25 protein-coding genes are annotated in these 25,007 nt (G+C 61.5%); 10 read left to right on the forward strand and 15 right to left on the reverse strand.

The annotated features are described in order from the left end of the window. Positions 1 to 27: 27 nt before the first annotated feature. From AC1DD7_RS08685 to AC1DD7_RS08705, 5 genes are all read right to left on the reverse strand, one after another. Positions 28 to 465, reverse strand: coding sequence for a MaoC family dehydratase (locus AC1DD7_RS08685; protein ID WP_431115991.1), 438 nt, complete (start codon positions 463 to 465; stop codon positions 28 to 30). Between the two features lie 2 nt (positions 466 to 467). Then, positions 468 to 929 carry an FAS1-like dehydratase domain-containing protein gene (locus AC1DD7_RS08690; protein WP_224088363.1) on the reverse strand — a complete coding sequence of 154 codons (462 nt, stop codon included), beginning with the start codon at positions 927 to 929 and terminating at the stop codon, positions 468 to 470. 43 nt (positions 930 to 972) lie between these two features. Continuing rightward, on the reverse strand, positions 973 to 1,197 hold the full coding sequence (locus tag AC1DD7_RS08695; protein WP_216925047.1) for a DUF3188 domain-containing protein: 225 nt from the start codon (positions 1,195 to 1,197) through the stop codon (positions 973 to 975). An 85-nt stretch (positions 1,198 to 1,282) separates the two neighbouring features. Further along, complete coding sequence (locus AC1DD7_RS08700; protein WP_477514616.1) at positions 1,283 to 2,203, reverse strand: DUF2797 domain-containing protein; 921 nt, start codon at positions 2,201 to 2,203, stop codon at positions 1,283 to 1,285. 2 nt (positions 2,204 to 2,205) lie between these two features. Next, entirely contained in the window at positions 2,206 to 3,069 is an 864-nt protein-coding gene (locus AC1DD7_RS08705; protein ID WP_431115995.1) for an HpcH/HpaI aldolase/citrate lyase family protein, read from the reverse strand. A 442-nt stretch (positions 3,070 to 3,511) separates the two neighbouring features. On the opposite strand from AC1DD7_RS08705, the gene AC1DD7_RS08710 reads away from it, so the two are divergent. The 4 genes from AC1DD7_RS08710 to AC1DD7_RS08725 are packed head-to-tail and all read left to right on the forward strand — an operon-like array spanning position 3,512 to position 7,428. Next, the gene (locus tag AC1DD7_RS08710; RefSeq protein WP_477514617.1) at positions 3,512 to 4,567 is read left to right on the forward strand and encodes an ABC transporter substrate-binding protein; all 1,056 of its coding nucleotides are present in this window, start codon (positions 3,512 to 3,514) and stop codon (positions 4,565 to 4,567) included. A gap of 2 nt (positions 4,568 to 4,569) precedes the next feature. After that, on the forward strand, positions 4,570 to 5,478 hold the full coding sequence (locus AC1DD7_RS08715) for an ABC transporter ATP-binding protein (protein WP_477514618.1): 909 nt from the start codon (positions 4,570 to 4,572) through the stop codon (positions 5,476 to 5,478). After that, the gene (locus AC1DD7_RS08720) at positions 5,478 to 6,437 is read left to right on the forward strand and encodes an ABC transporter permease (RefSeq protein WP_477514619.1); all 960 of its coding nucleotides are present in this window, start codon (positions 5,478 to 5,480) and stop codon (positions 6,435 to 6,437) included. Before AC1DD7_RS08715 ends, AC1DD7_RS08720 begins: the two co-directional genes overlap by 1 nt. 52 nt (positions 6,438 to 6,489) lie before the next feature. Beyond that, positions 6,490 to 7,428: a TauD/TfdA dioxygenase family protein gene (locus AC1DD7_RS08725; protein WP_477514620.1), complete on the forward strand. Its 939-nt coding sequence runs from the start codon at positions 6,490 to 6,492 to the stop codon at positions 7,426 to 7,428. 102 nt (positions 7,429 to 7,530) lie between these two features. Here AC1DD7_RS08725 and AC1DD7_RS08730 read toward each other — a convergent pair whose 3' ends face one another. The 5 genes from AC1DD7_RS08730 to AC1DD7_RS08750 form a co-directional block, all read right to left on the reverse strand. Further along, a complete protein-coding gene (locus tag AC1DD7_RS08730) occupies positions 7,531 to 8,490 on the reverse strand; it encodes an aldo/keto reductase (protein WP_477514621.1) in 960 nt (319 codons plus the stop codon). 33 nt (positions 8,491 to 8,523) lie between these two features. Then, positions 8,524 to 10,278, reverse strand: a complete 1,755-nt coding sequence (locus tag AC1DD7_RS08735; RefSeq protein ID WP_477514622.1) for a glycoside hydrolase family 13 protein — start codon at positions 10,276 to 10,278, stop codon at positions 8,524 to 8,526. A gap of 76 nt (positions 10,279 to 10,354) precedes the next feature. Further along, positions 10,355 to 11,266, reverse strand: coding sequence for a carbohydrate ABC transporter permease (locus AC1DD7_RS08740; RefSeq protein ID WP_477514623.1), 912 nt, complete (start codon positions 11,264 to 11,266; stop codon positions 10,355 to 10,357). After that, entirely contained in the window at positions 11,266 to 12,210 is a 945-nt protein-coding gene (locus tag AC1DD7_RS08745; RefSeq protein ID WP_477514624.1) for a carbohydrate ABC transporter permease, read from the reverse strand. The genes AC1DD7_RS08740 and AC1DD7_RS08745 overlap by 1 nt, the downstream gene beginning before the upstream one ends. Positions 12,211 to 12,234: 24 nt before the next feature. Then, the gene (locus AC1DD7_RS08750) at positions 12,235 to 13,509 is read right to left on the reverse strand and encodes an ABC transporter substrate-binding protein (protein ID WP_477514625.1); all 1,275 of its coding nucleotides are present in this window, start codon (positions 13,507 to 13,509) and stop codon (positions 12,235 to 12,237) included. Between the two features lie 231 nt (positions 13,510 to 13,740). On the opposite strand from AC1DD7_RS08750, the gene AC1DD7_RS08755 reads away from it, so the two are divergent. Further along, positions 13,741 to 14,964 (forward strand): ROK family protein, encoded by a 1,224-nt coding sequence (locus tag AC1DD7_RS08755; protein ID WP_477514626.1) that lies wholly within the window; start codon positions 13,741 to 13,743, stop codon positions 14,962 to 14,964. Positions 14,965 to 14,999: 35 nt separating this feature from the next. On the opposite strand, the gene AC1DD7_RS08760 is transcribed toward AC1DD7_RS08755, so the two are convergent. The 3 genes from AC1DD7_RS08760 to AC1DD7_RS08770 form a co-directional block, all read right to left on the reverse strand. Next, on the reverse strand, positions 15,000 to 16,571 hold the full coding sequence (locus tag AC1DD7_RS08760; RefSeq protein WP_477514627.1) for a Na+/H+ antiporter: 1,572 nt from the start codon (positions 16,569 to 16,571) through the stop codon (positions 15,000 to 15,002). 98 nt (positions 16,572 to 16,669) lie between these two features. Then, positions 16,670 to 17,326 carry an NAD(P)-binding oxidoreductase gene (locus AC1DD7_RS08765; protein WP_477514628.1) on the reverse strand — a complete coding sequence of 219 codons (657 nt, stop codon included), beginning with the start codon at positions 17,324 to 17,326 and terminating at the stop codon, positions 16,670 to 16,672. Positions 17,327 to 17,542: 216 nt separating this feature from the next. Next, entirely contained in the window at positions 17,543 to 18,685 is a 1,143-nt protein-coding gene (locus AC1DD7_RS08770) for a tyrosine-type recombinase/integrase (RefSeq protein WP_477514629.1), read from the reverse strand. A 282-nt stretch (positions 18,686 to 18,967) separates the two neighbouring features. Between AC1DD7_RS08770 and AC1DD7_RS08775 the strand changes: the two genes are divergently transcribed. The 3 genes from AC1DD7_RS08775 (at position 18,968) to AC1DD7_RS08785 (ending at position 21,142) form a co-directional block, all read left to right on the forward strand. Beyond that, positions 18,968 to 19,195, forward strand: a complete 228-nt coding sequence (locus AC1DD7_RS08775; RefSeq protein ID WP_477514630.1) for a helix-turn-helix transcriptional regulator — start codon at positions 18,968 to 18,970, stop codon at positions 19,193 to 19,195. Positions 19,196 to 19,576: 381 nt separating this feature from the next. Then, on the forward strand, positions 19,577 to 20,089 hold the full coding sequence (locus tag AC1DD7_RS08780; protein WP_477514631.1) for a hypothetical protein: 513 nt from the start codon (positions 19,577 to 19,579) through the stop codon (positions 20,087 to 20,089). A gap of 747 nt (positions 20,090 to 20,836) precedes the next feature. Continuing rightward, a complete protein-coding gene (locus tag AC1DD7_RS08785) occupies positions 20,837 to 21,142 on the forward strand; it encodes a hypothetical protein (RefSeq protein WP_179013502.1) in 306 nt (101 codons plus the stop codon). Between the two features lie 480 nt (positions 21,143 to 21,622). Here the strand turns inward: AC1DD7_RS08785 and AC1DD7_RS08790 are convergent, their stop codons facing one another. Beyond that, a complete protein-coding gene (locus AC1DD7_RS08790) occupies positions 21,623 to 22,084 on the reverse strand; it encodes an endonuclease domain-containing protein (RefSeq protein WP_477514632.1) in 462 nt (153 codons plus the stop codon). 345 nt (positions 22,085 to 22,429) lie between these two features. Here AC1DD7_RS08790 and AC1DD7_RS08795 point away from each other — a divergent pair, with 345 nt between their 5' ends. Beyond that, positions 22,430 to 22,753, forward strand: coding sequence for a hypothetical protein (locus AC1DD7_RS08795; RefSeq protein ID WP_477514633.1), 324 nt, complete (start codon positions 22,430 to 22,432; stop codon positions 22,751 to 22,753). 276 nt (positions 22,754 to 23,029) lie between these two features. After that, positions 23,030 to 23,350 (forward strand): helix-turn-helix domain-containing protein, encoded by a 321-nt coding sequence (locus AC1DD7_RS08800; RefSeq protein WP_477514634.1) that lies wholly within the window; start codon positions 23,030 to 23,032, stop codon positions 23,348 to 23,350. A 325-nt stretch (positions 23,351 to 23,675) separates the two neighbouring features. Here AC1DD7_RS08800 and AC1DD7_RS08805 read toward each other — a convergent pair whose 3' ends face one another. Then, entirely contained in the window at positions 23,676 to 24,911 is a 1,236-nt protein-coding gene (locus tag AC1DD7_RS08805; protein ID WP_477514635.1) for a HEPN-associated N-terminal domain-containing protein, read from the reverse strand. Positions 24,912 to 25,007: the final 96 nt, after the last annotated feature.

A 25,007-nucleotide genomic window follows, 5' to 3' on the forward strand; every position in this document is an offset into this window, starting at 1 on the left:
TAACGGGGATTGAAGCGCTCACTTGGTTCAAGAGACCTTCACAACTGCTTGGGACTTCATGAGGACCTTCTGCCCGGCTGCCACAACGGTGAGGTCGATGCGCACGGTGCCGGCCTCGGCGTCGAGGGCTCCCACTACCCCGGTAACATCGATGACTGCACCGGCCTCGTCCGTTCCGGTGGTGTCAGCCACCAGGACCGGCTTTGTGAACCGCGTCTGGTAATCGACCACCGCAGCGGGGTCCCCTGCCCAGTCGCTCACAAGCTGCACTGCCGATCCCATGGTGAACATGCCGTGGGCAATCACGCCGGGCAGCTCAACGGACGTTGCAAAAGCTTCGTTCCAGTGGATGGGGTTGAAGTCCCCCGAAGCACCGGCATACCTGACCAGGTCCTGGCGGGTGACCTCAACGCTGCGGGTGCCGATTTCCTGGCCGACTGTCAGTTCTTCAAATTTCGGGCTCATGGTTACTGTCCCTCTCCGCGGACCAGGATGGACGAGGTGGTGGTGGCTACTTTTTCACGGTCATCGTTGCCGTCGAGGGCGAAAATCTCTGAGCGCGTTGTGATCATCGCGCCGCCGCCCATGGCCCGGACTCCGTCAACGTGCAGTTCAGCCACGAGGCGGTCCCCGGCCACGATGGCGCGGTGATGGGTAAAGCGCTGGTCCGCGTGGACCACGCGGGAGAAGTCGATGCCGGACTCGGGGTCCTCCACAAGCTGGGCGTCGGCGCGCTGGGCAACAATGATGGCAAACGTCGGCGGGGCTACAAGATCGCTGTGGCCCATGGCCCGTGCTGTCTCAACATCGAAGTGCGCAGGATTGCTGGCCTTCACGGCCTTCGCAAATTCGCGGATCTTCTCACGGCCGACGTCGTAAACCTCTGCGGCAGGGTAGCTTCGGCCCTGCAGGTCCGGATTGATACTCATGGTCCAACCCTATCGGGCCAGCGGACCCGCGGTGGTGTTGCGACTACTTCTTGTAGCTCTTGCGGATCTTCTGGCCCCGGACTACGAGCCCTGTGACATGGAGCAGCAGCCCGACGCCGATCACGGGCAGGGAGGCAATGGCCAATCCCTGGTTGCCGGTCGTGTTCCCGGCAATGGAAAGGATGAGCCCGACGGCGATGAGCCCCATGGCGCTGAAAACCAGCGTTTTGTAGGCGGTGGACGAGGTGGCCCAGAATTCGTTCAGCACCGTCCAAGTCTACCGGTGCGCGTTGCGGGGCCCGCTCTGCGCCCCAAAATCCAGGAAGAGCCCGCACGCCGGGCCCCACAAGGAGTTAGAACAACGAGTCCTGCAGGGCGGGGATTTCCGTGACGTGGGGGCCGAACTCGATCTTTCGTCCCTTCAACGCGCCCAGGTCCGCCACGAAGCTGCCCTCCACCTCATTGCCCTCGGCGTCGGGGAGACCGGCCAAGGCGATGGCACCGGAAAGTGAGTGGACCCGCAGACCATGCCCGCCGCCGTCGAACGGTGCCGGGTAGGGGTGGCGCGAAGAACCGGCGGCGCGAACGGCGCAGAGCCGGTCAGCCAAAACGGGCCGCTCCCACTCTTCCTCCACAAGGGCGAACCCGATCATGGCAAGTCCACCCAGCAAGCCGCGCACCTGTGCGGCATGCCGGCGATTGGTAGCAACAAGCTCGACGCCGGGACGCGGCTCAACGAGCGACGCCGCCTTGGCAGCGGAACGGACCTGCTGGACGAGCCCAAGCTCGCGGGTCACAAGATCCTCGAGCACTCGAACAACCCGGCCGTCCTCGGCGAAGGCAACGTAAGAAGCCTGCACGGCACCCTGCTCGGCCAGCCGGTTCCACTTGCGCGGCGCCGAGGCGGTCCCCACCTTGGTTGCCCCATTGGCGAATGTTGCAACGTACAGCCAATGGGGCTGCATGAGGTAAGCGCGAAGACCGGTGGGCACTGAGCCGCCACGGTGGAAGTCATGCATGAGCCGGGAATCGTCCCGGGCAAAGCAGGCCCCGCACTGCTTCCCACGCTCGGCGGGGGAACCGCTGCGGCAAGGAACATGAGTGCGGTTGCCCGGCCCGTGGACCTTGGTATGGCCAAGGCACCACACGCCGGGCATGACGCGCATGCCCAGGGTTGAACCCGGGGCCAACGCAACGTCAGTAAACTCCCCGTCCGGCCGCAGCAACCTCAACGCCGGTGAAGAGGAGTCCCAAGCTATGCCGTGGACCAGCATGGCTACAGGGAGGGCTGAACCCCGAAGGCAACTGCGAGCTTCATGATCTTCTCGGCGCGGCCAAGGCGTGGGAGGTCCGAACCGTCACGGATGACCCTGCCGTTGGCTTCGAAGTCGCTCATGAAGTCGGTTGCCCAGGCAACGTCCGACGGGGTGGGGCTGATGACCTCATTGATCACGGTGGTCTGGTCGATGGCCAGGCACAGCTTGCCGGTCATGCCCATGGTTACGGTGATGCCGGTCTGCTCGCGAAGGATGGGGTGATTGGTCCCGACCGTGGGGCCATCAATGGGGCCGGGCAGGTTGCCCACTCGGCTGGCAACGACGAGCTTGGCGCGCGGGTACGCCATGGCCTCGGGGGTAGCGGCCATGCCGGTGTCGCGGCGGAAGTCACCGGAACCGAACGCCAGGCGGAACGCACCCTGGGCCTTGGCAATGTGGTTGGCTTCCTCGATGCCGAGGGCCGACTCAACCAGTGCAATCACGGGAGTCTTGCCGTCCATGCGGTGGTAGGACTCGGTGACCTGGTCCGCGGACTCGGTCTTGGCGAGCATCACTCCGAGCAGGCCCGGGGTGCCGCGGAGGCCAGCGAGGTCATCGGCCCAGAAGGGGCTGGTGGCGTCGTTGATGCGAACCCACGCCTGGCCGCCGGACCTCAGCCAGTTCACGACGTTCTCGCGCGCCGCGTCCTTCTGGGAGGGGTCAACGGCGTCTTCGATGTCAAGGATGATGGCGTCTGCCCGTGAGCCCGCGGATTCGTCAAAAAGTTCCGTCTTCATGGCGTTCACAAGGAGCCAGGAGCGGGCGATATCGGCGGGAATATTGCGGGTAGGCCGAATGGATTCGGCGGCGATGCTAGACGTCATGTATCTACCGTATCCGGCAAGCGGCCCACAGGGCGAAGAAATCCGCCCGGTTGTGAGGATCAATACGAACTAAAGCCCTTATGACTGTGCCCGCGCCCAGTATGACTGTCCGACGACGGCAAGCGCCATTCGCTTCCGGCACACCCCGCGCGGTGAGTCATTGAACTCAACACAGGCTTCATTCGGCTCAACACAATCTTCACTGGGCTCAACACAGCCTTCATTCGGCTCAATGCTGCGACTTTGTGTCCGTCGATTGCATTTCATGGCTTCGCGTTGCGCACGGTTGCCCGCTGTTTCACAGCGTTTCCCGCCATTTCCCGCCGTTTCCCACCATGACCGCGGAGCTTTCCACCGGCGGTGCAGATGGGCTTACATCGTTCCCAAGCCGGTCAACGTACGGCTCCCCCAACCGAAACACAATCATTCGAAAGTAGCTCCCATGAAACTGCACCTGCCCCTGCTGAGCGTCGCGGCCGCCGTCGTACTAGCGCTGACGGTGTCCGGCTGCGGCGGTGCAGCCGAAGCCGGACAAGCAAACCAACCCGGCAACGAGGTCAAGGAACTCCGCTACCAAGGCTCCGCCAACAATGTGACCTTCCCCGAGCTCGCTGCAGACCTCGGATACCTGGGCGACCTGAAACTGAACTGGGTGGGCAACACCACCAGCGGCCCCCAGGACATCCAATCCGCAGCCACCAACCAAACGGACTTCGGTGGCGCATTCTCCGGAGCGGTGGTGAAGCTCATCGAAGCGGGCGCCCCCGTGAAGGCCGTGGTCAACTACTACGGCTCGGACGAGAAGACCTTCAACGGCTATTACGTGAAGGCGGACAGCTCCATCAAGGGACCCCGTGACCTGATCGGCAAGAAGATCGCGGTCAACACATTGGGCGCACACCACGAAGCGGTCATCAATTCGTACCTGACGCAGAACGGTCTCAGCCAGGACGAGATCAAGCAGGTCCAGCTCGTCCCCTTGGCTCCGAACGATACCGAGGAGGCCATCCGCCGCGGCCAGGTAGACGCGGGAACCCTTGGTGGAGTGCTGCAGGACAGGGCCATTGAGGCTGGAGGACTACGTTCTCTGTTCAGCGATGTGCGATTGTTCGGCAACTTTGCAGGCGGTCAGATCGTGCTCCGGAACGACTTCATCGAAAAGAACCCGAACACCACCCGCACCTTCACCACCGGCGTTGCCAAAGCCATCAAATGGGCAGCAGAAACACCGCGCGACGAAGTCATTGCCCGCTTCACCAAGATCATCGAAAACCGCGGACGCAATGAGAGCACAGCCAACCTGAAGTTCTGGAAGAGCCCTGGTGTTCCGGACAGCGGTGTGATCAAGGACGAGGACTTCACCCGCTGGGAGGCGTGGCTGAACTCCGCCGGGATCGTGAAGGACAAGCTCACGCCGTCCAAGTACTACACCAATGAATTCAACGATCTCGCCGGCGCCACGAACGGCACAGCTACTGACGCAGCCAAGAAGGGATAGCCATGACAGCCAAAATCAGCCTCCGCAATGTGACCAAACAATTCACGGTCCGGGCTACGAAGTCCACTGCCGCAACGACGCTCACGGCCATCGATACGCTGAGCCTGGACGTGCGCGACGGCGAGTTCCTCACCTTGGTAGGGCCAAGCGGTTCCGGCAAGACCACGCTGTTGGACCTGCTCGCGGGTCTCTCAACGCCCACGTCCGGCGAGGTGCTCGTTGACGGCAAGCCCGTGACGGGTCCCGGCAAGGACCGCGCAGTGGTGTTCCAGCAGTACGCACTGTTCCCTTGGCGGACAGCTTCGGCCAACGTGTCCATCGGCCTGGAAGGAGCCGGGCCGGACGGCAGGAAATTGAACCGGCGCGAACGGGCAGCGAAGGCCAAGGAGTATCTGGCACTGGTCGGGCTGGCCGGGTTCGAGGACCGGTATCCCCATGAGCTCTCCGGAGGCATGAAGCAACGCGTGGCTATTGCCCGCAGCCTGGCGTACGAGCCCGACGTCCTGCTGATGGACGAGCCTTTCGCGGCATTGGACGCCCAAACCCGCGAGCAGTTGCAGGACGAACTGCTGCGCATCTGGAAGGCCACCGGCAAGACCATCGTGTTCATCACGCACGGCATTGACGAGGCCGTTTACCTCGGCGAGCGCGTGGCTGTACTGAGCGCCCGCCCCGGCCGGCTGAAGGAAATTGTGGACATCAACATCCCCGATCGCGACGGCGAGGACGACATCCGCTCCCACCCGGCCTTCGTCGAGCACCGGCACGAGGTATGGACGCTCCTGCACGATGAGGTCCGCCGGGCGCAGGACGCCGGGCACCGGAAGATCCTCCCGGACGGCAGCGCACCTGATGAACCGTCAAACGTCACCAAAGAGGGAACCGTCACCAGTGAAAGGACTGCGGCCTGATGAGCACCACATTGACGCAGACAGAAACCGCGGCGGCAGCGCGCAAGGCAAGCATCACGACCGAGCCGGGTAACGCCGTCGGGCCTTCCGGTACTGCTGCCGCACCCGCGCAGGAAACCACCGCGCAGGGCACCACCGCGCAGCGTTCGACGCCGGTCCTCACCACCGTGCGCCGGGTTGGTGCAGCAGCCGGTTCAGGCGTGTGGAAGTCCGCCGGCATCCTGGTTTTCCTGGCACTGTGGGAATTCGGCCCGACGTACCTCGCCAGCCCGTCCACCAGGGTATTCCTGCCACCGTTGCATGACGTGCTGGTGGCATGGGGCAAGCTCTTTGAAGCCGGCACCATCCAAGGCCACATCGCGGCCAGCCTCACCAGGTCAGTAACCGGTTTCGGCGCTGCGCTCGTTGCAGGTGTGTTGCTGGGACTCCTGATCGCCTGGTACGGACGGCTCAACGCCGTCCTCAACCCCTTGCTTGAGCTCTTCCGCAACACGGCCGCACTGGCCCTGCTGCCTGTGTTCACGCTGCTGCTGGGCATCGGTGAGGAATCCAAGATCAGCATCGTGGCTTATGCGGCCTTCTTCCCGGTGCTGCTGAACACGATCGCGGGAGTGAAAACCGTGGATCCGCTGCTCATCCGGGCTGCGCGCTCGCTGGGACTGAACAGTTTCCGGCTCTTCCAGAAGGTCATCCTGCCATCGGCCGTACCAACGATCTTTACCGGTATCCGGATGGCCGGCACCGCGTCCATCCTGGTGCTGATCGCCGCCGAAATGGTCGGCGCCAAGGCCGGACTTGGCTACTTGATCGTGAACGCGCAGAGCAGCTTCCTGATCCCTGATATGTACGCGGGCATCCTCACAGTCTCGTTGCTGGGCCTTGGCGTGAACTTCCTGCTGGTCGCCCTGGAACGCCACTTCTCCCGCTGGCGGACGGCCGTGGGCGCGGACGCACCCTGAAAACCACCCCCGTGGCACCTGCCACAACCCATCACAAAGTAAGGAAAGAATAATGACCGTCATTACCGAAACCAAGCTTGAATTCGCCAAGCTAGGCTCCCGCATCGGCGCGGAAATCCGAGGACTCGATATCAGTGGAGACCTCAGCGAGGACACGATCGCGCAGATCCGGGCCGCACTCAACGAGCACAAGGCCCTGGTATTCAGGGAGGCCAACATCCTCACCGACGAAGCCCAGGTGAAGTTCGCCAGCCATTTCGGCCCGCTCACCAAAGCGCATCCGACGGTTGCGTCCGTGGAAGGTGAAGAAAACGTCTTGCCGGTGGACAGCGAGAACGGCTCCGCGAACAACTGGCACACGGACGTGACGTTCGTGGTCAATCCGCCGCAGGCCTCCACGTTGCGGAGCATCGACCTGCCTGCCTACGGCGGGGAGACCCTCATCGCTTCCTCCGCTGGCGCCTACCAGGACCTGCCGGAGGAACTGCGCAACTTCGCGGACACCCTCTGGGCCATCCACACCAACGATTACGACTACTCGGTGCCCAAGAACCTTGAGCACTCCAACGCGGAAGAACGACGCAAGGAATTCACCCGGCTGAAGTTCGAAACCGCCCACCCGGTGGTGCGGGTCCACCCGTTGACCGGCGAGCGCGGATTGTTCATTGGGGGCTTCGCGCAGCGGCTTCGGATCGTGGGCTTGTCCAACACTGAATCCCGGGACATCATCCGGCTGCTGCAGGCTTATGTGACGCGCCCGGAGAACGTGGTCCGCGTGAATTGGGAGCCCAACCAGGTTGTGTTGTTCGACAACCGGATCACCCAGCACTACGCCCCGGACAACTACGACGGGCAGCCGCGCAAGCTCAATCGCGTCACCATTGCCGGCGACATTCCTGTCAGCATCGATGGCAAGGCAAGCCAGGCCATCCAGGGTGATTCCAGCACCTACTCGGTGGTGGCCCCGGTGACCGTCTCCGCCGTTTCGTAGGGGCGCATATGTGTTGCGGTTGTAACCCATCTGAGTCGCAGTTAAGCGCGTTTTGAGACGTCATAACGCGCACAACTGCGACTCAGTTGGGTTTAACGCGCCTTAAGGGATGTTGCTTCCCCGCGCTGCCACCCACAGGCCGTACCACTCGGCCCTGGACATGGCGGCAGCCACGGACGCGGCATCAGAGCAGGCAGCGATTCGCCCGGGGTTGGTGGTTCCCAGCACGGGAGAGATCCGCGCCGGATGCCGCATCAGCCACCCCAGCAGTACCGATTCAGGCGTGGTGCCCTTCTCCTCCGCGAGCCGCTGAAGCATGCCAGCGGTCGCCGACTCGGCCGGCGACATTTCCTCGGACGGCGCCCCCGTGTAGCGCCCTTGAGCCATGGACCCGTAGGCCTGGAGCTCAATCCCCTTGGCCATGCATAGCTCCACCGTCCCCTGCGGAAAGTTGAAGCCCAGCCCGTCGGCATGGTTGACCAGCGCGGTGCTTTCCAGCCAGTCCCGCCGCAGCAGGCTCATCTCCAGTTGGTTGGCAACGATCGGCATCTCCAGGCAGTCCTGCAGGAACTCGATCTGCGCGCCGGACATGTTGGACACACCCAGCTGCCGCACCTTGCCTTCCGCAACAAGCTGCCCGACGGCGTCCGCCACCTCGCGCGGATCCATCAAAGGATCCGGGCGGTGCAGGAGAAGGACGTCTATGTAATCTGTTTGAAGCCGCTTCAGGCTTTCATTGACCCGTTCAAGGATGGCTTCCCGGCTGAGGTCGTAGTGCGTATCCAGCCCGCGCTCCCCCAGCCTGATCCCGCATTTGCTTTGCAGCAGGATCTTCTCGCGCAGGCCCCGCGAACGGGCGAGGACTTCCCCAAAGACGGCTTCGGACTTGCCGCTGCGATAGATGTCAGCATGATCGAACAGTTCAATGCCGATACCTTGTGCTGCCTCGATGACTGCGGCAGCCTGTTCGATCTCCGCCGCGCCATAGGACGTACCGTCCCAGGCACCGCCAAGGCCCATGCAGCCGTAGATGAGGCGTCCCCGCCCGTTCGCATTATTCATTCCAGTATTCAACCAGTCGATTCGCAGCCGCGCTTACGCGTCGCGAACCACCCAGGCGGTGGTGTCGGCCGGGAGCAGGCCGCCTTCCAGCGGTCCGCTGCTCACGACGACGGTGCCCGCCGGAAGTGCGAAGGGCTCACTTCCGAAGTTGGTTACTGTTTCCCAACCACCCGGACGGCTGAAGTGCAGGACGTCCTGGTTTCCGGTCTCAACCCATTCGAGTTCCTCGTCGGTCTGCAGTTCCCTGCGCAGGTGCAGTGCTTTGCGGTAGAGCTCCAGCGTTGAGCCTTCGCGTCCTTCCTGCTCGGACACCGCGTAGTTTGCGAACCATTCCGGCTGCGGCAAGTGTGCCTTGCCTTCCCCGAAGCCAAAGGAGGGTCCTTCTGCGGTCCACGGCAGCGGGACGCGGCAGCCATCGCGGCCGATCTCCACCCCTGGGTTGCGGTAGAAGGACGGGTCCTGCCGTTCAGAATCCGGGATCTCAGCTACTTCCTGCAGGCCAAGGTCTTCGCCTTGGTAAAGGTAGGCGGAGCCGGGAAGGGCGAGGAGCAGCAACGTGGCGGCGCGGGCACGACGCAAGCCGAGTTCGACGTCGAGCTCTTCCGCCGGTGCACCGGCCAGCAGCCAGCCTTTGCCGTCCTGGCCCTTTGGCTTGGTGGCCGAGACATCCTGGGCGGCGTTGGTTCCCTGTGCAACTGAACCGCCCTTGGGCAGTCCATAGCGGGTGGCGTGCCGAACGACGTCGTGGTTGGAGAACACCCAGGTGGAGGACGCCCCGGTTTCCTTGGCCGCGATGAGGTTTTCCGTGATGATCTTCCGGAAGGAAGGCGCATCGAAGTCGGCCTGCAGGAGGTCGAAGTTGAAGGCCTGGCCCAGTCCCTCGGGGCTGGCATAGCGGGCACGGCGGGATTCGTGGACCCAGGCCTCGGCTACGGCGGTGCGCGGCGGGTTGTACTCGTTGAAGAGCTTGCGCCACTCCGCGTAGACCTCGTGGACTTCGTCGCGATCCCAGAACGGGTGCGATCCGTCCACGAAACCGTCCGTGCCGTGAGCCCGGGCCTCGAGGTCGGCCTTCATGGGCAGCGGCTCGGAGAGATCCTTGGCCATGCCGTGGGCGACGTCGATGCGGAAGCCGTCCACGCCGCGGTCGGACCAGAAGCGCAGGGTCTTCAGGAAGTCCTCGCGAACCTCAGGGTTGTCCCAGTTGAAGTCGGGTTGCTCCTTGGCAAAGATGTGCATGTACCACTGGCCGGGAGTGCCATCGGGCTCAGTGATGCGTTCCCAGACCGGTCCGCCAAACACGGAGTCCCAATCCGAGGGCGGAAGCTCGCCGTTTTCCCCCTTGCCGTCACGGAAGATGTAGCGTTCCCGCGCTGCAGAGCCCTTGGGCGACGCCAGGGCCTCCTTGAACCACTCATGGCGGTCCGAAGAGTGGTTGGGCACGATGTCGGCTACCAGCTTGATGCCGGCGGCATGCAATGCTGCTGCCATCTCATCAAAGTCCTCAAGCGTCCCCAGCTTGGGGTCCACATTGCGATAGTCATCGACGTCGTAGCCACCGTCCGCAAGCGCCGACGGGTAGAACGGGCTCAGCCACACGGCGTCGATCCCCAGTTCCTTCAGGTACGGGACCTTGGCAGTGATGCCCTTGAGGTCACCGATGCCGTCACCATTGGAATCGGCGAAGCTGCGCGGGTAGATCTGGTACACGGCTGCCTGGCGCCACCAGTTCGGATCAGCCATTCGCTCTGCGTCGGTACGGTGTGCCTGAGTGGCGGAAGTGCTCACGAAACTCCTTTGATTTAGAATCTAAATTTATATCCCGGACCAGTATGAAACGCTGGGCACGGAAGGTCAACATCCACTAGCCCTTAACGGCACCTTGTGTCACGCCCGCCATGACCCACCTCTGTGTAAAGAGGTACGCGACGATCGCGGGCGCCATCGCCATCAGGTAGGAGGCGAAAGACACGTGGTAGTTGTTGCTGAACTGCGTTTGAAACAGGTTTTGCCGTACAGGCAGGGTCTGGAGTGCCGGATCGGAAATGATCAGCGACGGCATCATGAAGTCATTCCATGCATAAAGGAATGCGAAGATACCCACGGTGGCGCTCATCGGCGCCAACAGCGGGAAGATCAGCTTCCAGAATGTCTGCCATGTTGTAGCGCCATCGATCCGGGCACTCTCTTCCAGTTCCATGGGTATGGAACGCAGGAATGCGGTAAAGAGCAGCACGCTGAAGCTCAGTTGGAACATGGTGGCCAGGAGGATGACGCCGAGCGGGTTGTCCAGCCCAAGACGACCGGTGAGCTGGATCTGCGGCAGTGCAACCACCGGGAACGGAATGAACATCGCTCCAAGAAGGTAGAAGAACGAGTACCTGAACAGCCGGCGTTCCCAGTTGCGCACAATCGCGTAGGAGGCGAACGCAGCAAGGACGATGGTGGCAAGGACGGTCCCCGCAGTCACCAGCAATGACATCGCGGCACCCACGGGAAAATTCGTCAGGGTCCAGGCCTGGACGAAACCCTCGAGGCTGAAGGGGGCGGGAAATGAGAAGGCGTTGCCATCCACAGCCTGCCCCTGGGTCTTGAAAGCCATGGACACCGTGACATAGAGGGGAAGCAGCACAGTCACAGCGCACAGGACGAGGACGGTGGTTGCCGGCCAGTTGACCCGCTCGATCGCCGGAGCAGACCGCCGTCGGCTGGTTGGAGCGGTGGCGGTTTCAACGTGGGAGGAGTCCTCGATTGCGAGGGTGGTTTGTTTCGTCATCAGAGTGCATTCCGTCCGCGAGTCAGCGAAAGCTGCAGGAGTGAGATAAGGATGGCGACCACGAAAAAGATCGTCGCGTTGGCCATCTGGTAGGCGTAGTCGCCGCCATTGAAGCCGGCAATGACAGTCATCGCGATGCTCCTGGTGGAGGTCCCCGGGCCACCGTTCGTCAGCCCGACGATGATGTCGTAGGCATTGAGGAAGCCCTTGAACCCGAGAATGATGTTGATGACCACGTATCCGGCCACCAACGGAAGGGTGATCTTCAGCAGCTGCTGGAATTTGCTCGCGCCGTCGATTTCCGCGGCCTCATAAACGTCCCCGGGCACAGCAACAAGGCCCGCAATGTAGATGAGCAGCGCCCCCGGTACTGCCTGCCAGGCTGTGACAAGGACAATCGCAATCCACGCGAGGTCGGGGTTGGCCAGCAGGCTGCTCTCCAGCCACGGGATCCCCGCCGCAGCACCCGCGGCAGGCAGGGAGTTCGAAAACAGGAAGTTGAACACGTAGGCGATGATGATGCCGGAAACCACCATCGGGATAACGAAGATGGTCCGCAATGCTGACTTCATCCGGATGCGGGAGGTGAGCCCGACTGCAAGGAGGAAGGCGATCACGTTGACGGCGATCACTGTGACGATGGAGAAACCGAAGGTGAACAGGTAACTCTGCAGGATAGCGGGGTCACTGAAGATCGCGATGTAGTTTGTCAGGCCGATGAACTCCCAATCACCAATTCCGATGGAGTCCGTGAAGCTGAAGAAGATACCGATGATGCCCGGAATCGTGATGGCGAGTGTGAACAGGATGAGGCTGGGCACGAGGAAAAAGTAGAAGATCGGTTCCACACGCCGCCTGCTGCGTTGGGTTTGGGGACGCTGCTTTTGGCGCCCCTGCTTTTGTAGGCTCTGCCCGGATGTGGTTGAGGTGCTGATGCTGGACATGTTTCTGACTTCCTATGTTCTGCACTACTGGCGGAAGGCCAGGCGCGCCCAATCTGCGTCGAGTGTGCGGAGGGTGGATGCAGGGGACGCGCCGAACACGATTGCCTGCGTGTAGTTCATGATCGGGATGGTGCGTGGAACGAGTACCGAGGGGCCCTGATAAACCTGAGATTTCTCGTAGTACTCCACCATTCCCTCTATCCGGGGGTCCGGGACGTTTGCAGACTCCTTGGTGGGTGTGAAGCCCAACTGTGATTTGTTGTAGGCATCGATTACCTCTGGCCGGTACAGGTACTCAAGGAAGTTACGGGCAGCGTCCTTGTGCTTGGACGCCTCGGGAATCCAGGCCGCGAGGTCCACATTGACACGTACGCGCAGATCCTTGGGATCCTCGGTCATCGGCAGGGGAAAGGTTCCAAGCTTGAGGTCCGGGGCGGTCTTGGCGATCTCGCTGAATGCCCACGGGCCCTGCAGGTACATGGCGGCCTTGCCCTGCGAGAAAGCAAGATTGCCGTCACCGTAGGCGCGGCTTGCAGCATCCTTGTTGACGTAGTTCTTTGCGAGCGTCAGCATCTTCTCGACCGGCTGGTTGAAGTCCTTCTGGAACGACACCGGGGATTCCGGCCCAACCTCCGTGCCTTCGGCAGCAAGCTTCTTGAAGAAGTCGATGGTGTCCACCTGCCCACCTACCGAGTAGTCAAACCACCCCTGGGCGATCGTCCAGTCGTCCTTCCATGTGGCATAGAACGGCGTCACCCCAGCGGCTTTCAGTGCTTCACACGCCGCGATCATCTCGCTCCAGGTCTTGGGCACGGCGATGTTGTGCGCAGCGAAGATCTCCTTGTTGTAGATCACTGAGGACGCCATGACTGAGTACGGCAGGGCACTGGTCCGGTCCGGATAGGAACCGTACTGATCCATCAGTGGTTGGAGGTCCTCGCGGACGCGAGAGGCGGCTTGCGTGCCGGACAAGTCGCTCAACGCTCCGCGCTGGACAAAGCGGGACGTCTCCATGTTGTAGTTTGCAAGCGCGATGTCCGGTGGATTGCCGCGTACGAAGCTTGCGGACACGACGTCGACGCCCGAAGTGTCCAGTACCACTTCGGTTTCGTTCTGGGAAGCGTTGTAGTCGGCCACCAGCTTGGTCATGAAGCCGATGGCTTCCCGCTTGCTGAAGGTGAAGCGGATGGTCTCTTTGCCCGGTTCCCCGGTGCAGCCCGAGAGAAGGCCGGCCAGCAGAGCCAGACCCAGGCCCATCGCTGCCATGCGTTTCTTGCGCGTAGCTTTCACAGACTCCATAGTCCTTTCGTCTTGCGGACCCCCAGTGGCCGCTGTGCCTTGGGGAGGTGGTCGCATTCAGCCTCAATCGGATTTAGATAGGAGGTAAATTTATGACCTATCGCTAGTATTTAGTGAGGAGCGCCACACGGTCAAGCTTTTGGGGAAATGCGTCGTCATCTAAATTTATGTACTAAATTTAGAGAGACCGCTCTATCACTCCGGTAGGCGGCTGAAAAGTGGGAGCGCCGAATGCTGATCGGGACTGCGCCGTCAACACAGCTGGTTCGCAGGGTCAATGCCGGCGCAATGCTCAAGGCCATGCGTGGTGCCGGTGTGGTAACAGGCACCGAACTCATGGCTTCCACCGGGCTCTCCCGCGCAACCGTCATTTCCATCTGCGACGAACTTGTCCGGCTCGGCTGGCTCCAGGAGCTGGAAAACCAGCGAGGGGCCGGAGACTACATTAAGGGCAGGCCGGCACGCCGCTTTGTTTTCGACGACAGCGCGGCCAGCGTGCTCGGAATCGACATCGGTGCCAATAAGATCACCGCCATAGTGGCTGACATGGCCGGAACACCTTTGTCCCAGGTCACGATGCCCTTCCGCACGTACAACGTCTCTGCCAATGAGCGCGCAGATGTGCTGGACCGGATCGCAGCAGACGTCCTGAAAAGGGCAGGCGTACCTGCAGACTCGATCCTTGCTGTGTCTGTGGGAGTGGCTGCCCCGGTAAGCCGCGACGGCGAGGTCCTCACAGTCCAGGAATTCTGGAAATCCTTCGACGTCCGCGGGATTGTTTCAGAGAGGCATGGCTGGCAGGTGCTCCTGGAAAACGACGCCAACCTCGCAGCCCTCGCGGAACGGTGGCAGGGCACCGCGCAAGGAGTCGACAACCTCGTTGTCATGCTCGCCGGCGACCGCCTGGGTTCCGGAATCCTGGAATCCGGCCGTTTGCTCCACGGGCAGCTTGGTGGCTTTGGGGAACTGGGATATCTGGACACCGTCGACGGCGTGGGTGACACCTACGGCATCGCCCACTACGCTGCGCTGTGGGGGCGGGAAGCGCTTGACGCTACCCCGAGCACGAAGCTGAGGGAACTTTGCGGGGATGATCCTGAAGCGCTGACAGCAGAGATGGTTTTCAAGGCAGCCGCGGAAGGCGACCACGCCGCCGGGCAGGCCCTGGACCGCCTGGCGCACCGCATGGCCCGGGTCATCGGCTCGATCAGTACCTTGGTCAACCCTGAGCTGGTTGTCATTGCGGGAGCCGTTGCAGCCTCTGCCCACGTCCTGATCCCAGCCATTGAAAAGCAGTTGCCGGACTTCACCTTCACTCCCCCGCGGCTGGCAACCTCCACGCTCAGTGACGGCATTGTGTCCCTGGGCGCAATCCGCCACGCCCTGGACTACGTCGAGGAGCACGCGCTGGATCTCTCCCCCTCGTCATTGCCCAAGCGCGCGGACGCTTCCTGATCTTGTCCTGGCCCGGCGGCAACCCGGGCTACGCGCTATTCCGGCATTGACATGGTGCGCAAATCCAGCTGCCTCAGAACACGATCTGCCACTTCAGGATCAGTCCCAGGCTCATTGCGCGCCTCCACCACTTCCTGGCGGGCTGCATCCAGCGCGATCGTCTGCACGGCAATGGCAAGTTCACGCCCCCGCTTACGTTTCTCCGCCGCCGACTCGTTGCGCAACGTCCCATCCAGCAGCTCTGCATGGAGCCGGCGCATCTTTTCCTTGACCAGTGCCACTTTGTCCGCGGGGAGTTCCTTCATGAGCTCGTGGTCCTTCAGCGCCGACACCGCTGCCGACTGGGCACGTTTGGCCAGAACACGTGCCGCGTCCTTTTCATGGGAACCGTCCTCCTTGGCTTTGAGGACCCGCATCAGCCACGGAAGTGTCAGGCCCGGCAGTACCAACGTGGCCAGCAGCACGGCGCAGGCGATGACCAGGATTTCGTGCCGTGCAGGAAAGTCACTCCCGTCAGGCAAGGTCACCGGGAGCGCCAAAGCGAGAGCCAGCGTAGCCAGCCCACGCATTCCGCACCATGTCAGGATGAGTACTTCCTTGGGCGAGGTTGGCTGCAGCAGATTCCGCCGCTGGTGGGCGGTCAGCGCAAGCAGCCCGAGCCATAGGTAGCGAACAACGAACACCAGGATACAAATCACCACAGCAACGCCGATCATCCCGAAAATCGCCGTCCCCTCGTCACGGATGACGTGACGGATCTCCAAGCCCACCAGGCCGAAGGCCAGTCCTGTCGCCAGCAGTTCCACCACGTCCCAGAAGGCTGTCCTCGTGATGCGCTCAGCAGCGTCCTGAGGCCGTGCGTGGCGTTGCAGTTCCAAGGCGGTCACGACGACGGCCACCACACCTGAAGCGTGCAGCTCTTCCGCCAGGATGTACGCAGCGAACGGAACCACAAGCGTGACCGCACTGCGTGCCACCATGGACGTCACAAGCTTGGTGATGAACTTGGTCAGCCAGCCCATGGCGATGCCGATGACCACTGCCAAGGCCGCACCCACCACGAATAGCAGGATGACATTTGGCCCCACCTCGCTGCCGGAGACCGTGGCGGCAACCGCTGCCTGGAAGATCACAATGGCGGCCGCGTCATTGAAAAGGCCCTCGCTCTGCAGAACAGTAATGAGCCGCCGCGGCATGTGAACGCGGCCAGCCACGGACTCCACTGCGACCGGATCCGGCGGCGCAACCATTGCCCCCAAAGCAATCGCTGCCGGAATCCCGATGCCAGGAATCATGAGCCACGCAGCACCTGCCACCACCGCGGTGGAAACCACCACCAAGGCGACAGCCATGAGGAGCAGCGTCCGCCACCGGACGCGGAATACGGCCCAGGAACTCTTCTGCGCAGTGGCAAAGAGCAACGGCGGGAGGAAGATCGGCAGGATCAGCTCCGGAGAAATCTCAAACTCAGGAAAGCCGGGAATGAACGTCAGCGCAACAGCCAGGAGCAGCATCAGGACCGGATAAGGAAGCCGAAGCCTGTCCCCCAAGCCGACGGCCAGCACCGTGGCAAGCAGCAATCCGATAATGAGTGCCAGCTGATCCATGTTCCCGCTTCCCCAGAAGTTGTACGAGCTTCCCGTAGGCCTGGCCTAGGGGAAGCTACCTACCAACCTATCCCGGGGTCCACGGATCCCTTGCCACGTCAATCCGCGGTCAGAGCATCCACCACGTCAACTGTTCCATCCTTGAAAGTGATGGTCCGGTGGATAGTGTCGGGAAGTTCCAGGACGGCAGCGGCCACCAGGGCAACGTTCGCACGGGAGGTCGCGGTGCCGTTGCCGGGGTTTGCCGGGTTGACCTCGATCAACCCGGACGCCGGCTCCTCCGTCAAGGTTCCTGGTGCCAGCACCGTCCACTCCAGGCCGCTACTGCGCAGGTAGTCATCAGCCGCTGCTTTGGACTCGGCATAGGGGAAGAAAGGATGGTCCTGGGGAATGCCGTGATCCTTTGCACTGCCTATATAGGACACCATCACGTACCGCTTTACGCCGGCTTCCTGGGCTGCGTCCATCGATCGGATGGCGGCGTCCCGGTCCACGGCATACGTCCTGGCCGGGTTGCCCCCACCGGCCCCTGCCGACCAGACCACGGCGTCGTGGCCCTTCAGCGCCTGGGCGAGTTCCGCCGTCGTCGAGTTTTCCACGTCCAACACCTGCGCAGTGGCTCCCGTCTCCGTGACATCTGCCACATGATCGGGATTTCGAATGAACGACGTGACATCGTGACCTTCGCCACTAAGAATCCGGGATAAATGAAGGGCCACCTTGCCGTGGCCGCCAATGATTGCGATTCGGCTCATGCACCCATTCTGTCCCACTTGGGAAGGTGGCGCGGGCGGGGAAATGAAAAGACCCCGCAGACGAAATCTGCGGGGTCTTGCTCTGTAGCGGTGGGGAGGCTCGATCTCCCGACCTCACGATTATGAGTCGTGCGGTAAATCCGCTGAATAACGTGGAACTTGAGCTTCGTTGTAGCCATCCTGTAGCCTTGGAACTTTCTTTCAACAGCTCTCGTACTAGGCAATGACCTCGCGCAGCCGAGCATCCACAGCTTTCGCGGATGACTGGGCATCATCGGCAAAGAGCTGCGCGTACACGTCCAGGGTTGTCACGGCAGAGCTATGACCTGCGATCTGCTGGACAATCTTCACGTTGGCCCCGGCACTCACGGCCAACGTGACGGCGGTGCGCCGCAGGTCATGGAAAACGATCTCCGGGAATGTCGGATCGAGCTCCCTGCACCGCAGAACAGCGGGATGAAATACCCGGCGTGCGAAATTGGACGCCCTTAACTCAGTGCCGGACGGTGACGTGAATACCAACCCTACGGACTGCATGCCACTGACGTGCTGCTGTAGGACCTCGGCTATAGACCCGGGGATAGGCACCGTGCGCGGCTTCCGCCCCTTAGTGGTCTGCCTGAATTCAAGATGCCCATCGACTGGGACTAGCGACGTCCGCACAACCACCTGCGGAGCGGTTCCGAATGTCAGCGCATCAGACTTCAGCCCCGCAATCTCCGACCACCTCAGACCAGTTGTGCCGGCGAAAAGAACCAAAAGGCCATAGGCATCATGGGGAGCCTCGGCATAGCGTCCGCCATTTGCCACCTGCCGGGCAAGCGAGCGCAGTTGGGCTGCTGTCAGGGCAGCGGGCTCGCGAGTGGGGGTGGGGTGAGGCACGTTATTGATCGTTGGATTGCGTGCTGGGTTCGTGGCGATATATCCCGAGTCGACGGCAAATTGGAGCATGCGTCCAAGCTGGCGATACGCCCGCTGGCGCGCATCGTCGCTGGCGAACGTGGCCAACCATTCATTGATCACCGTCAGCGTGACCGTTGCGAGTGTGCGGTGCTCGAAATGGTTCCGGAGATGGGATTGATAAATCCGCCTGTATCCTGCCACGGTCACCGGTGATGCTGGTCGCACTCCCCTGGCTCCCACCCGTTCGATACGGGTCAGCCATTCCTCGTAGAGGTCGTGGAACCGGATTTTGCCCCCGACGCGCGTGTCCGTGAGCGTCCCGCCCGCCTTGGCGTTCTTTACCTCCAGCTCACGTTTCTTTGCTGCAGCCATTGTCGGAAACGACTCGTAGCGGCGCTTTCCGTCCACACGATAGTCGAGACGATACGTCCCATTCGGAAGTTTGTTGATGGCCATGACCCAACAATAGCCATCAAGTCGCAGGTTCGCGAGCATCCATCGATCACACTTAGCCACCGGCAACCAAACTCCGGGCCAGGGCCAGAACACTCCCGCTTTGTCGACTTTTGCCTGTGGACGAGCGGTGTATTGGTCCGTCTCATAGAGATATAGGACGTTCCCGGGTAATCCCTAACGCGGCGGGAACGCTCCAGCTAAGCACTCTGCCCCCGACGCAGCCTGCGCAATCATGTTCCCCCGCGCCCTATGGCGCATGCCCTTTTCACATCAGGAGTTTGCTTGTCCAACAACAACCACAACAACGTCGTTACCGTCGATAAGGCCTGGGAGCTGACCCAGTCGGCCTACATGGATCGCCGGACGGCCGCCCAGTTCATGGGCGTGAGCGAGAAGTTCTTGGCCACCCATCTGAGTGACGGTCCGAAGCGGCTTCGCGTCGGCTCGAAGATTCTCTACCGCCTGTCTGACGTCGAGGTCTGGATGAAGCAGCAGGAGGTGACGCGGTAACGACTTTGACGCACGTATGCCCGGTCCGCCTTCGCTCGGGCTCCGGCGGACGCCGGCATTGCATGTAGGCAGCTCACGCACACCCTCACCCTAATAATGCAGCGGCACCTTTGGATCTCCGCCGGCAGCGTTGATCCCCGCCGTCAGTAGGCCAGCAAGCCCACCCCTGCACCAAAACCATCGCAAATTTCTTGGACACTATCGGGAGGATACCTGGGCAGACCCAAGACGCAGACTAAGTGCAAAATCCGAGGCTGCAAGAACGATGCTCACAGCCGTCGGATGTGCTGGAAGCACTACAAACAATGGCAACGCAAATGTGGGCATCTGCGATGCAACGTCGCGAATTGTGGCAATCACCAGGACGATGGCGGCAGGAGGATGAACGGACGGTTCTACTGCCGGCAACACGAAGACCTGCACCTCCGCGTGACCGCAGAGGCCGCTGAGCTCAACCTTCGGCGGCTCGGGCATAACCTGACCGGCGACGACAACGGGTGCTGGCTCTGGTACCTCTCCAGGAACGACGGAGGATATGGCACTTTCATCCCCGAAGGCGCCAACGTTGCCGAGTGGCTTACCCATCGCGTCGTGTGGGACTTACTGATCGGCGGCCACAAGCCTGGCCTTGAGTTGGACCATCGGACCTGCAAACGGCCCAACTGCGCCAACCCACTGCACCTTGAGCCTGTCACACGGAGCGTCAACCAGCGCAGAAAGCGAAACGGCCCCGAGTGGAACTGGAGCAACCCCGACTATGTCAACAACCTGGGTGTTATCAACTTCGCACAACTTTACGGCTTACCGCTCGGGTCAACGCCACGGCCAGCAGCAACTCCACCCGTCATCGCCCGACGTCCACCTCGCAACATCCATGACACGCACCATTCATAACCAGATCAACCAAAGGAAACGTATGGCGAAATTCTCGGACCCGGAAACGCTGTCGCAGGCGCTCGAACATGGACGGAATATGGAGCACTACAAGAGGCTGGGTCTCTGCAACGGGTGCGCCGGCCAGGCCGCGTGGGGACACCAGAACGGCTTTTCTACCATTCACCCACCCTGCGACCCGTGCCAGCCCATCGTAGATACGTTCCCCATCGACGAGCCAGGGCCCTGGCGCAGCTACGGCCGCAGGCTCGGACGGGAGATGCCCTCCGCAATGCCCTCTCGGAAGCCGTAGAACGCGATTTATGCGTGGAGGTCTTAAGCCAGTGTCCGCAGACCCCGCCCTCCTTCTAACCACGTTTATTTCCACGTTTTCCGTCTAGTCCGATCCTGATGCTCCCGATACTCACAACAGGTCACCCCAGCGATTGGGGTGACCTGTTTTTGTCATACCCGGGAAGCCGGGAGAGCGACCCGGCGGGCTGGACGAGATACTCGTAATTGAGAATCAGTCTCAAACACGTACAGCTAGCTGACCGCTATCACGGGCGGGCAGGTGCCCGGAGGATCGAAGGGTATACCCCCACCCCCTTCGATCGCCAAGTAACGGACCAGACCACTCCGCGATGGGCAAATGGGGCAGCCCGAAACGCCTGGCCAGGGGAGTCCCCATCGCGGACGCCGTTCCCTTTTTGCAAAGGTCACAGGCATGTGCGCCAGCGACCTCATTCGGAGGGCAAGATCAACAATATGGTTGTCACTCCAAAGGCCATCCTCATGCCTCCTGCGCTCTGGTTGCTGCGGGCGTACTCTTTGGGCAAAGGACACGGCGGTGAAAGGGGTGATCAGGACATGCTGCGCGTCGAGCAGGTACTGAGATTCTCAGGCGGGGCGTTGATCACAGTCGGCCTGCTTCTATTGGTGACCGGCGTGCTGAGCCCCTTCTGGGGCTCAGTGTGGGCCGTCGGCATCGCGGCTCTCTCGATTACCGAGTGGACGCTGCGGGACCGTGAGCAAGCCCGGCAGGAGCGGACGCGCCAACTGAACGTTGATTGAGCCGACCAGCGTCGCAAGTCATCGGTTGGGCTTCAGTACACTCGGCCAAGGTACGCGGCAGCCCCCACGGTCGGATCCCGCAGGCGCCCTGGCGCAGGCGTGCTTCCCAGTGAGCCTGGCACCCTGAGCCCTTCTACGAGGCCTTGTGAGCCGAAATTTTGACAACGGCCCGCTGGCGCCTGCTCGGAGTGGTCGCCTCCGACAGCACGTCCGTTTCGGAGCGAGCATGACTTCCTCTACGGGCAGGCGTGGCCGTACGGGTGTGAATATGGGAGGCCCGAACGGCGCGGCGCAACGCCTGCCACAAAAGACATCCGTACGCCATATCGTTCCCGCGTGAGAGACGCAGGTGAGCTGGAGCGCTGGCTTGGCACCCCCAGCGCCTCGTCCGCCCCAGGAGACGCGGACGTATTCAGTTACGCGTCGCACGCAGAGACACAGGTGGATCAACTCTGCCCTGCAGTTCGCGTGCCGATCAGCTCAGCAAGTCGGAAGCGCTTGAGGAACAAGTGAAGATTTCAGGAGAAGGGTCAGTGCTGAGTCGTTGAGCAGGACGTACTCTGCGGCGCGCATCAGTATGTCGGCGTTTTCTTGTAGTAGTCCCAGACCTTTGTTGCAGGTCTGGCACAGGAGGCCCCGGACGCAGTGCCCACAGGAAGCTGGTCCGGGGCAACATTTGTGATTGTGATCGACCTCGAGGGGCGACCCGTCCGATGGGGCACGTTCGCAGAGTTTGCAGCGCCCGTCTTGTGCAACTAAGAGGGCCTCGTAGGCATCAAGTTCCAAGCCGTAGACCGTTTTGCGCCTCTTGAGTGCGTGGCATTCGCGGCACACGTAATTGAGGCCATCCGTGGCTGCGGCCGCCCTGGAAAAGTCATCTTCAGGTTTCCATTCCTCACAGCCGATGCAGAGCTTATTGCCGTTTTCGTCTCGCTCCAGCACGGATTGGCCCCGTCTGGATTTCCCCTCCAAAGGGGTTAGTGGCTGGCCGTTCTTGTACTGCCTCCAGTGGTGGCGACAGTATCCCTCGCAACCGGGAGCGTCGTTATACCGGCAGCGGGGAAAAAGGCACGACGCAACCTCGCCGCGCTTGCGAACAACCTTAAGGGGCGTCAGTTCCTTTCCTAGGTGCTGCTGCGCGTAGTGACTCTGACACAGGCTGAGACCCTTATTCTCGATAGGACGGCCGCACAGGCTGCCGTCAGGTCCGGGGCCAACACAGGGGCCATCAGGAGTGTTAACCTTTCGGATCGGCTTGAGGACGTCGTTTTTCTTTGACTGCCTGTCATGCGCGGAGCACAGGAGCGTATCGCGAGCCTCGGACGGGCGCCCGCACAGTTCCTGGCCATCGCCACCAGGGCCGTCGCAGGTACTCCTCAGAGGAGGCAGCCGCGGCTCAATGGGCCCCATGGATCCACGACGTTTCAGTTGATCGTAGTGCGTCTTGCAAACGCCGTCATCCTGCCCAGGCTCGCGGAAGTACACCCGTCGCCCGCACAGACCCCCATCCTGACCGGGACCGATGCAGGTCGACTTCTCTGTCCGCGTCCGAAGCGGCTTGAGGGTCCCTTGCTTCTGTTGCTGGAGGCTATGCGAACGGCACAGTTCTGACGTCTTTGCGTCAGTGGGCCTGCCGCAATACTGGAGGCCGTTGCGTCCTGGGCCGATACACGTCCTCGGTCCGGAACTTTGGGCTAAGAGCCCTCGAAGTCCGTCTCGTTCCAGGTTCCTGTATTACACCGATTGTGAATACACCAGTTGTGAAGTTTGCCGGACCTGCGCCGCTATCCTCGGCTGCCACCATCATCGATTGTCCTTACAGACTCGCAGTTCTTATGTATCACTAGTGGAGCAGACAAGGCTGACATTATTGGTTGGCATTGATTCATGCCCACTCGTCCTCAGCAGTCAACCCCGGAGCAGACGCTCCGCTGGGGAGAACGGCGGGCACTCGTGGGAGGGCGCATAAGGGAGCTGCGGCTGGAGCAGAGGCTTTCGCAGGAAGCCCTGGCGTTAGAATCGGGACTCAGTCGAAACATGATCATTGGCATCGAATGGGGACGGAAGAGCGTCGCCTACGAGCGCCTGTGGGACATCGCCGACGTTCTGGGTGTGCACGTATCAGATTTCCTCAAGGAACCCGATAGTCCGGCAGTGAGCACACCCTACAGGGGAGGCCGCCGGTCCATGGATGACGAGAGCAAGTAGGCGCTCAAAATCCAGCCCGAGATGCTGGTCGATCTCGAGCGACAACAAGCCTGTTCATTCCGAGGCGTTCGAACACACGTAGTGCTATTGGACGCACCCGTTCATCGCGGACACAGTTGTTGTCCTGCCCTTTTTCGCCACGAAAACAACGAACGGGCCCCGCCGCCACGCGTGGCCGCCTCCCGGCGGGGTTTCGAGGTGGCAGCAAGAGTCTCCAGCCGCCAGGGACCCCTCCCGCTCGCGGGGGAACTGTTTGCCCTGTGCTCAACAAAACAGAACACGTGTTGCTTGGGACGTTTTTGGGCGTTCCCCAGCGAGCAGAAGGTCAGTCTACGGTTGTGTCCTTGGCCCACGTCAGTTCAGCGCCATAGAGTCCGCTGGAGAGCAGCCTCATCTGAAGTTTCTCCGGATCAAGTTGATCCTCAAACGCCAGGCAATCGGCGCCCGACACATCCAGCACGACGCATTGGCCACCCTGGCGCGCAGCAGACGGATATCGGATGCCGTGAATCTCGTTGCGGCCCCAGTGAATGCGCAGTAGGTACTCCGTCATCACTTGCGTGGGGACGTAGTCGACTTGGTCGCGCCCCTTCTCGATGGGCTCCGAAATCCTTTCAACAAACGACTCCAAGAACGAGATCATCCAGCGTTGATGCCGCCGTGCGCGGTCAAATGGGCTCGGCAGTGCAGGAATGTCAGTAAGGTCCACGACGACAAAGCTTCGACTTGCACTGAATTCGCCGAGAGACGCCAATCGGTGCGCAGTTCGGACGCTGACTTCATCAAGAGCAACCGCCTCAGACTCACCGGCATAGAACATAGGAATTCCGGCGGGGCTCATGCGGTTACCTTGTACCGAAGAAAGCACGGGAGGTGTCCCCAAGCTTTTAGCCGAGGAAGGCGCTTCGCTTTCCGGCGCGAAGGTTCGAGCCCTGAAGAAGCTATGGCCTTCCTCGTAGAACTTCCTGAGGCCCAGTTCGTCTATCAGGTTGCCGACATGATGGAGAGCAGCTGCGGGCTCGATGTCCCACGGCGCCATTTCGTCAGAGCCGCCCGGAGCGGATTCCAGCCAGAAGACAAATCTTGTGTCGTGTTTTATTTTCGCGCAGAACTGCAACCAAGCCCTGTCCAGCAATGCCTGCGGCCCGTAATCGGGGTCGTCACGATCGACCCAATCCTTGGGGTCCAGGCGCGCCCTAAGTTCCTCAATGACCTTGTCGCTGACTTCATCTCTAAAGCAGTCGTAGAAGTCCTCCAGGAGGTCCCACGTATCCCATGTCGTTGCTCCAACGAAACCACCTTCCGATGAAACATATGGGACTGAGTTCAGGGCATCGTCGTACAGGTAGTTAAGACCCTCAACGAACGCCTCGGTCAATGTATCAAAGGGGGCCGAACGTTCTTGCCCGCACGCAAAACAAGGGTTGTATTCTGCCGTTTCCTGCTCCCGCACGGCCTCTTTCAGCGAGTCATCGGTAATGCACTCACTGCAGATTCTCGCTTCACTGGATTCCCAGCCGCGATCCATCCGCTCTTCCCATTCCCTCTTCGCTCCACCCACAGAGCGATGTTACATGCACTACTGCATGTTCCGGATTGGTCACCAACCCCTTGGGCTATCCAGCCCAGGAAACCTAAGCCTGCCGTGAGCTTGGCC

The organism is Paenarthrobacter sp. 10L412 (genome assembly GCF_056395565.1).

Bases quoted from the DNA above. Each gene is read 5' to 3' on its own strand.
- AC1DD7_RS08685 (WP_431115991.1), bottom strand. From the start codon at position 465: ATGAGCCCGAAATTTGAAGAACTGACAGTCGGCCAGGAAATCGGCACC.
- AC1DD7_RS08690 (WP_224088363.1), bottom strand. From the start codon at position 929: ATGAGTATCAATCCGGACCTGCAGGGCCGAAGCTACCCTGCCGCAGAG.
- AC1DD7_RS08700 (WP_477514616.1), bottom strand. From the start codon at position 2,203: ATGCTGGTCCACGGCATAGCTTGGGACTCCTCTTCACCGGCGTTGAGG.
- AC1DD7_RS08705 (WP_431115995.1), bottom strand. From the start codon at position 3,069: ATGACGTCTAGCATCGCCGCCGAATCCATTCGGCCTACCCGCAATATT.
- AC1DD7_RS08710 (WP_477514617.1), top strand. From the start codon at position 3,512: ATGAAACTGCACCTGCCCCTGCTGAGCGTCGCGGCCGCCGTCGTACTA.
- AC1DD7_RS08715 (WP_477514618.1), top strand. From the start codon at position 4,570: ATGACAGCCAAAATCAGCCTCCGCAATGTGACCAAACAATTCACGGTC.
- AC1DD7_RS08720 (WP_477514619.1), top strand. From the start codon at position 5,478: ATGAGCACCACATTGACGCAGACAGAAACCGCGGCGGCAGCGCGCAAG.
- AC1DD7_RS08725 (WP_477514620.1), top strand. From the start codon at position 6,490: ATGACCGTCATTACCGAAACCAAGCTTGAATTCGCCAAGCTAGGCTCC.
- AC1DD7_RS08730 (WP_477514621.1), bottom strand. From the start codon at position 8,490: ATGAATAATGCGAACGGGCGGGGACGCCTCATCTACGGCTGCATGGGC.
- AC1DD7_RS08740 (WP_477514623.1), bottom strand. From the start codon at position 11,266: ATGACGAAACAAACCACCCTCGCAATCGAGGACTCCTCCCACGTTGAA.
- AC1DD7_RS08745 (WP_477514624.1), bottom strand. From the start codon at position 12,210: ATGTCCAGCATCAGCACCTCAACCACATCCGGGCAGAGCCTACAAAAG.
- AC1DD7_RS08750 (WP_477514625.1), bottom strand. From the start codon at position 13,509: ATGGAGTCTGTGAAAGCTACGCGCAAGAAACGCATGGCAGCGATGGGC.
- AC1DD7_RS08755 (WP_477514626.1), top strand. From the start codon at position 13,741: ATGCTGATCGGGACTGCGCCGTCAACACAGCTGGTTCGCAGGGTCAAT.
- AC1DD7_RS08760 (WP_477514627.1), bottom strand. From the start codon at position 16,571: ATGGATCAGCTGGCACTCATTATCGGATTGCTGCTTGCCACGGTGCTG.
- AC1DD7_RS08765 (WP_477514628.1), bottom strand. From the start codon at position 17,326: ATGAGCCGAATCGCAATCATTGGCGGCCACGGCAAGGTGGCCCTTCAT.
- AC1DD7_RS08770 (WP_477514629.1), bottom strand. From the start codon at position 18,685: ATGGCCATCAACAAACTTCCGAATGGGACGTATCGTCTCGACTATCGT.
- AC1DD7_RS08780 (WP_477514631.1), top strand. From the start codon at position 19,577: ATGAACGGACGGTTCTACTGCCGGCAACACGAAGACCTGCACCTCCGC.
- AC1DD7_RS08785 (WP_179013502.1), top strand. From the start codon at position 20,837: ATGGTTGTCACTCCAAAGGCCATCCTCATGCCTCCTGCGCTCTGGTTG.
- AC1DD7_RS08795 (WP_477514633.1), top strand. From the start codon at position 22,430: ATGCGCGGAGCACAGGAGCGTATCGCGAGCCTCGGACGGGCGCCCGCA.
- AC1DD7_RS08800 (WP_477514634.1), top strand. From the start codon at position 23,030: ATGCCCACTCGTCCTCAGCAGTCAACCCCGGAGCAGACGCTCCGCTGG.